At 42.5% G+C, this 5,063-nt stretch carries 3 protein-coding genes and 2 pseudogenes; 1 reads left to right on the top strand and 4 read right to left on the bottom strand.

Features of this window, described 5'->3' with window-relative positions; genetic code table 11:
• Nucleotides 1-266 precede the first annotated feature (266 nt).
• The 3 genes and pseudogenes from ACEYCN_RS05790 to ACEYCN_RS05780 form a co-directional block, all read right to left on the bottom strand.
• Nucleotides 267-1,313: pseudogene (locus ACEYCN_RS05790) on the bottom strand (collagen binding domain-containing protein); the annotation flags it as partial.
• A gap of 3 nt (nucleotides 1,314-1,316) precedes the next feature.
• Nucleotides 1,317-2,171: pseudogene (locus ACEYCN_RS05785) on the bottom strand (Ig-like domain-containing protein); the annotation flags it as partial.
• A gap of 366 nt (nucleotides 2,172-2,537) precedes the next feature.
• On the bottom strand, nucleotides 2,538-4,151 hold the full coding sequence (locus tag ACEYCN_RS05780; RefSeq protein WP_373713350.1) for a ribonuclease Y: 1,614 nt from the start codon (nucleotides 4,149-4,151) through the stop codon (nucleotides 2,538-2,540).
• A 125-nt stretch (nucleotides 4,152-4,276) separates the two neighbouring features.
• On the opposite strand from ACEYCN_RS05780, the gene ACEYCN_RS05775 reads away from it, so the two are divergent.
• On the top strand, nucleotides 4,277-4,759 hold the full coding sequence (locus ACEYCN_RS05775; RefSeq protein WP_373713349.1) for an S-ribosylhomocysteine lyase: 483 nt from the start codon (nucleotides 4,277-4,279) through the stop codon (nucleotides 4,757-4,759).
• A 53-nt stretch (nucleotides 4,760-4,812) separates the two neighbouring features.
• Here the strand turns inward: ACEYCN_RS05775 and ACEYCN_RS05770 are convergent.
• Nucleotides 4,813-5,063: transposase (locus ACEYCN_RS05770; protein WP_373713348.1), on the bottom strand; the 251-nt coding region annotated here is incomplete at its 5' end.

The raw sequence follows: 5,063 nt of genomic DNA, 5'->3' as shown, positions 1-5,063 counted from the left end.
GTTGCTACTGTAGTCGTCGGTTCCACTGTCGTAGTTGTCGCCACTGTAGTCGTTGGTTCTACTGTCGTAGTCGTCGCTGCAGTAGTCGTCGGTTCCACTGTCGTAGTTGTCGCCACTGTAGTTGTTGGTTCTACTGTCGTAGTCGTCGCTGCAGTAGTCGTTGGTTCTACTGTCGTAGTTGCTGTTGTCGCAGTAGTGGTGGTCGTAGCTTCTGTAGTGCTAGTGGTGGTGGTAGTTGTTGTTGTAGTTGTTGTAGTGGTAGTGGTGGTAGGAGCATATTGGTCAGTGATAACCAGCTTACCATCTTTATACTCAACTGCATTGCTGTTTGTATCCAAGACTGTTACTGTACCATCATAGTTCACTTGGAAGGTAATGTCTGTTACAGCTAAATAACCATTTGGCGCTGCTTCTTCATGGAAGACATACTTACCTGGTTTCAAGTCAATCACTTTTGAAGTGTTTGCCTCTGAAGTCCACTCTTCAACCTTAGTCTGTTGCTCATCGAAGATTTGGATTTGAGCACCCGCAATTTCTTCACCACCAAGATTTACCTTAGAGAACGTTACTTTTTTAGGTGTCGTATCATATTGGTCTGTGACAACCAATTTACCATCCTTGTACTCAACCGCATTGCTGTTTGTATTCAATACTGTTACAGTACCATCGGCATTGACGCGGAAGGTGATGTCTGTTACAGCTAGATATCCAGTTGGAGCAGCTTCTTCATGGAAAGTGTATTCCCCTGGAAGAAGGGTTAACTCTTTTGATTGATTCGCTACAGAGGTAAAGCTTTCAACTGGAGTACCAGTAGCAGTTAAGCCTTTATAAATTTTAATCTCTGCACCTGCGATTTCTTCACCACCAAGATTTACCTTGGAGAAAGTCACTTTCTGTGGCTGCTCTTCTTTTTCGTTTTTGATAGTAAGAGAAGCAACCTTTGTGGTTCCGAAGTCATCAGGAGAAACTGCAATAGTATTGGCTAACGGTTTGTAACCTGTTGGAGCAGTGATTTCTCGGATTGTATAATCGTCTTTTAGGAGACCACTTGCCACTGCTTTTCCGGCGTCGTCTGAAGTGATTGTAGCCACCACAGCATCATTACGGTTACGAACAACTTCAAATACTGCACCTTTTAGGGGCGCACCTTGCTCGTCTGTCTTCGTGATATCAATACTGTATACATATCCTTCAGCCGAACCGCCTGCTACAAAATATGTAACTGAAGCTAAATCCGTCGCAATGATATTACCATTTGATGCTAAATTCGCTTCATTTTTGAAGACTTCTCCATCAACTGGCTCATAAGGCAAGCGAACATCATAGTTGATCAAAAGACCTTTAGAGTTCAAGGTTCCTAAATCAATTGTAAAACTACGTTTGTCAGGTGAAATTTGGATGTTCAACTGCGATGTAATTTTTTCGTAGTTACTGTGAGCCCATGTACCATTGTTCCATGCCCAGTCAAGACGAAGAACTTGGAAACTGTCTGGAATAAGTTCCAAACCTGGATCAAGCAACTGATCTGATACGACAAGATCTGTCAGCACTTCCATGTTACGGTTAATAGACAGTTCATATTTCATCTTCTGGGAATCAACATTGTCCTGCCAGCCAGCTTTCTCAAGCTTTGAATCATATTGTCCTGGAGGGCCATTGTAATGCACTTGACCTACATTGGCTGGTTCTCCTTCAATATCCAAAGTGATATTGATGTCCTGCTCGCTCTGGATTACATGATGGTCAACTCGTCCGTAGAAGAAGAAATTCCCTGTAACGTTTGAGTGACTTTCCGCATAGTTCGTATAAGTCAACGTGATGGTTTTTCTATCCTCATCGATGGTCGCATTCGCAACCACATTTCCATCTGGATCTTTCAACTGAATTGCATTTGAAACCGCAAAAGCTATTTCAGCAGGAAGAGTAATCGTTGTCGTATCACCCTCATTTACCGTATTATTGGGTAATGCGAAGGTGGCATTAATACGAAATTGTTGCCAAATGTCATATCCGTCCCTTAGTGGACCACCATCATAATTCGAAAGATTTAGTGAAGTGATAACACCAGCAACTTCTTTTGCTTCAGCTGAAGGTGTACTTGCAAACGATGGCACAAAAATACCAAAAAGCAAAATAAGTAGCTGAAGCCAAGAAGATAATTTCTTTTTCATATTAATATCCTTTCTATATTTTTCTATTAGTGATCTTATTGCAACTTTATTATTAGGTCTGTATCTCCAATGATAAGAGCGCAAAAAGCACACTCACATTATATCATGTGAGCTGAGGAAATGCTAGCCATTTTTACTTTTTTTTTAAAAAAGAAGTTACTATTTCTGAATTGGCTCCAGAAAAGGATACTAGAAAAAAGTTTTCGGTGTAGACGAGTAAAATATACGGCGGCCAAACATTGAAGAATCGGGTGTTTTGAGAGTGATATGTTGAGGCAAGCGAAACAAAAAGGACCTAGTTCTATGTATGATAAAACTAAGTCCCAATATTTAACTTTTAGAGCTTCATTTGACTCTCTGTTTTTACTATTTAGCCACATCAGTAGCCCTGGTTTCACGGATGACTGTGATTTTGATATTACCTGGATAGTCCAGATTATTTTCGATTTTTTCACGAATATCGTGAGCCAAGATGGTAATCTTGTCATCGCTGACCTTGTTTGGATGTACGATAATGCGTACCTCACGACCAGCTTGGATAGCATAAGACTGCTTGATGCCCTCAAAGCTGTTGGCAATCTCCTCCAAATCTTGCAGGCGCTTGATGTAGGCCTCCATGGACTCACGGCGAGAGCCTGGACGGGCTGCACTCAGTGCATCTGCCGCTGCAACAATCACTGCGATGGTGCTGGTTGCTTCAACATCACCATGGTGACTGGCAATGGTATTGATAACAACAGGGTGTTCTTTGTACTTACGGGCCAGCTCTGTTCCGATTTCCACGTGGCTGCCATCCACTTCTCTGTCAATGGCTTTTCCAATATCATGTAAGAAACCAGCACGGCGGGCAAGGTTGACATTTTCACCCAGTTCTGCTGCCAAAACTCCTGCCAGTTTCGCCACTTCAATGGAATGGCGGAGGACATTTTGCCCATAGGAAGTCCGGAAATGCAGGCGACCCATGGTCTTAATCAAATCGGTATGAAGATTTGGAGCCCCAATTTCATAGGCTGCTGCCTCTCCATATTCACGGATACGATTGTCCATCTCAAGGCGATTTTTTTCGACCAATTCTTCGATACGGGCCGGATGGATACGGCCGTCCTGCAGAAGAGCCTCCATGGTCATCCGAGCGATTTCCCGACGAATAGGGTCAAATCCAGAGAGGACGACCACTTCTGGCGTATCATCAATGATAACATCAATACCTGTCAAACTTTCGAAGGTTCGAATATTGCGGCCTTCACGTCCGATAATCCGCCCCTTCATGGCATCGTCTGGTAGGTGAACAGAGGTTACGGTCTGTTCTGCAACATACTCGCCAGAAATCCGCTGCATAGCCTGGGCTAAGAGGTCCTTGGCTGTCTTGTCTGACCGCTCTTTGATTTCCCGTTCCGCCTCTTTGATGCGGCTGGCCACTTCGTGAGTGAGTTTGTCTCGGGTTTCTGCTAGAATCTGTTCACGGGCTTCTTCTTGGCTCAAAGAAGCAATTTTTTCCAATTCAAGAGTTTTTTCCTCTTCTAATTTAGCAACCTTTTTCTCACGCTCATCAATGTGTTTAGATTTATCCGTCAGACTTTGTTCCTTTTGTTCCAAAGTCTTTTCTTTGCTTGTCAAATTATCGTCTTTACGATCCAAGCTGCTAGCGCGCTCAGTCAAACGTAATTCTGTTTGACGAAGTTCCTGGCGCTCAGCTTTGAATTCTTCTGCAACTTCTTCACGGTATTTACGAGCCTCTTCCTTGGCTTCCAAGAGCAATTCCTTTTTCAAGGATTGACGGTCACGTTTGGCTGTTTGAACAATGGATTCTGCTTCCTGTTCTGCTTTGCCACGGACATTGCTTGCCTCTTGTTCAGCATTTAAAAGTGTCAACTCTGCAGTTTCTTTTGCAGATTTCATCTTCAAGGAAATGGCTAGGTAACCTACCACTAAACCAATGAGAGCGGAGCCGATTGCAATTACTACAAATGTAATAGTCATCTTCCACCTCAATTTTTTTGTTGAATTTTCATAGAAAATCCTTTTATCATTCTAACATATTTCAAACGATTTCACAAATCAATTTTTTAATATGGTATAATCATTTTAAAAAGAAGGAGACTCCTATGCCAAAAAAAGTTATTGTAGAAAGTTTTGAACTCGATCACACCGCCGTCAAGGCACCTTATGTCCGTCTGATTTCTGAAGAAAAAGGCCCAAAGGGCGATATCATTACCAATTTTGATATTCGTTTCGTGCAGCCCAATGAAGATTCGATTCCAACAGCAGGGCTTCATACTATTGAGCACCTCCTGGCTGGGCTCATTCGCCAGCGAATCGATGGCATGATTGACTGCTCTCCCTTTGGCTGCCGGACTGGTTTTCACATGATTATGTGGGGACAGCATACTTCAACTGACATAGCCAAAGTTATCAAAGATAGTCTGGAAGAAATCGCCCATGTCACCGAATGGGAAGATGTCCCCGGAACCACGATTGAATCCTGTGGCAACTACAAGGATCATAGCCTTTTTTCCGCTAAGGAATGGGCTAAAACTATCTTGGAGAAAGGCATTTCAGATGATCCATTTGAACGGAATGTGATTTAAAAAATGAGTTCGGCCATTTGTCAAGCCCCAGATAAAATGGACAGTTAAAAAAGTTAGGTTTTTAGAAGGTATGCTTCCCTAAATTCTAAGGGAGTCATACCTTTTAATTTTTCTTGTGGTCTGTGGTCATTATACCAGTTGATGTATTCCCTAATTTGACGGACGAGGGTTTCTCTATCCTCAGGCGGAAATAGTCTCAAGGACTCACTCTTCAAGTGGGAAAAGAAATTCTCACATGCTGCATTATCATAACAATTTCCCTTGCCAGAATGAGAAATGGTTACACCATATTGATCTAATTTTT

Source organism: Streptococcus sp., assembly GCF_041802885.1.
Classification (GTDB): domain Bacteria; phylum Bacillota; class Bacilli; order Lactobacillales; family Streptococcaceae; genus Streptococcus.
The sequence above is the reverse complement of the archived record's forward strand: the minus strand, read 5'-3'. Positions and strand labels throughout refer to the sequence as shown.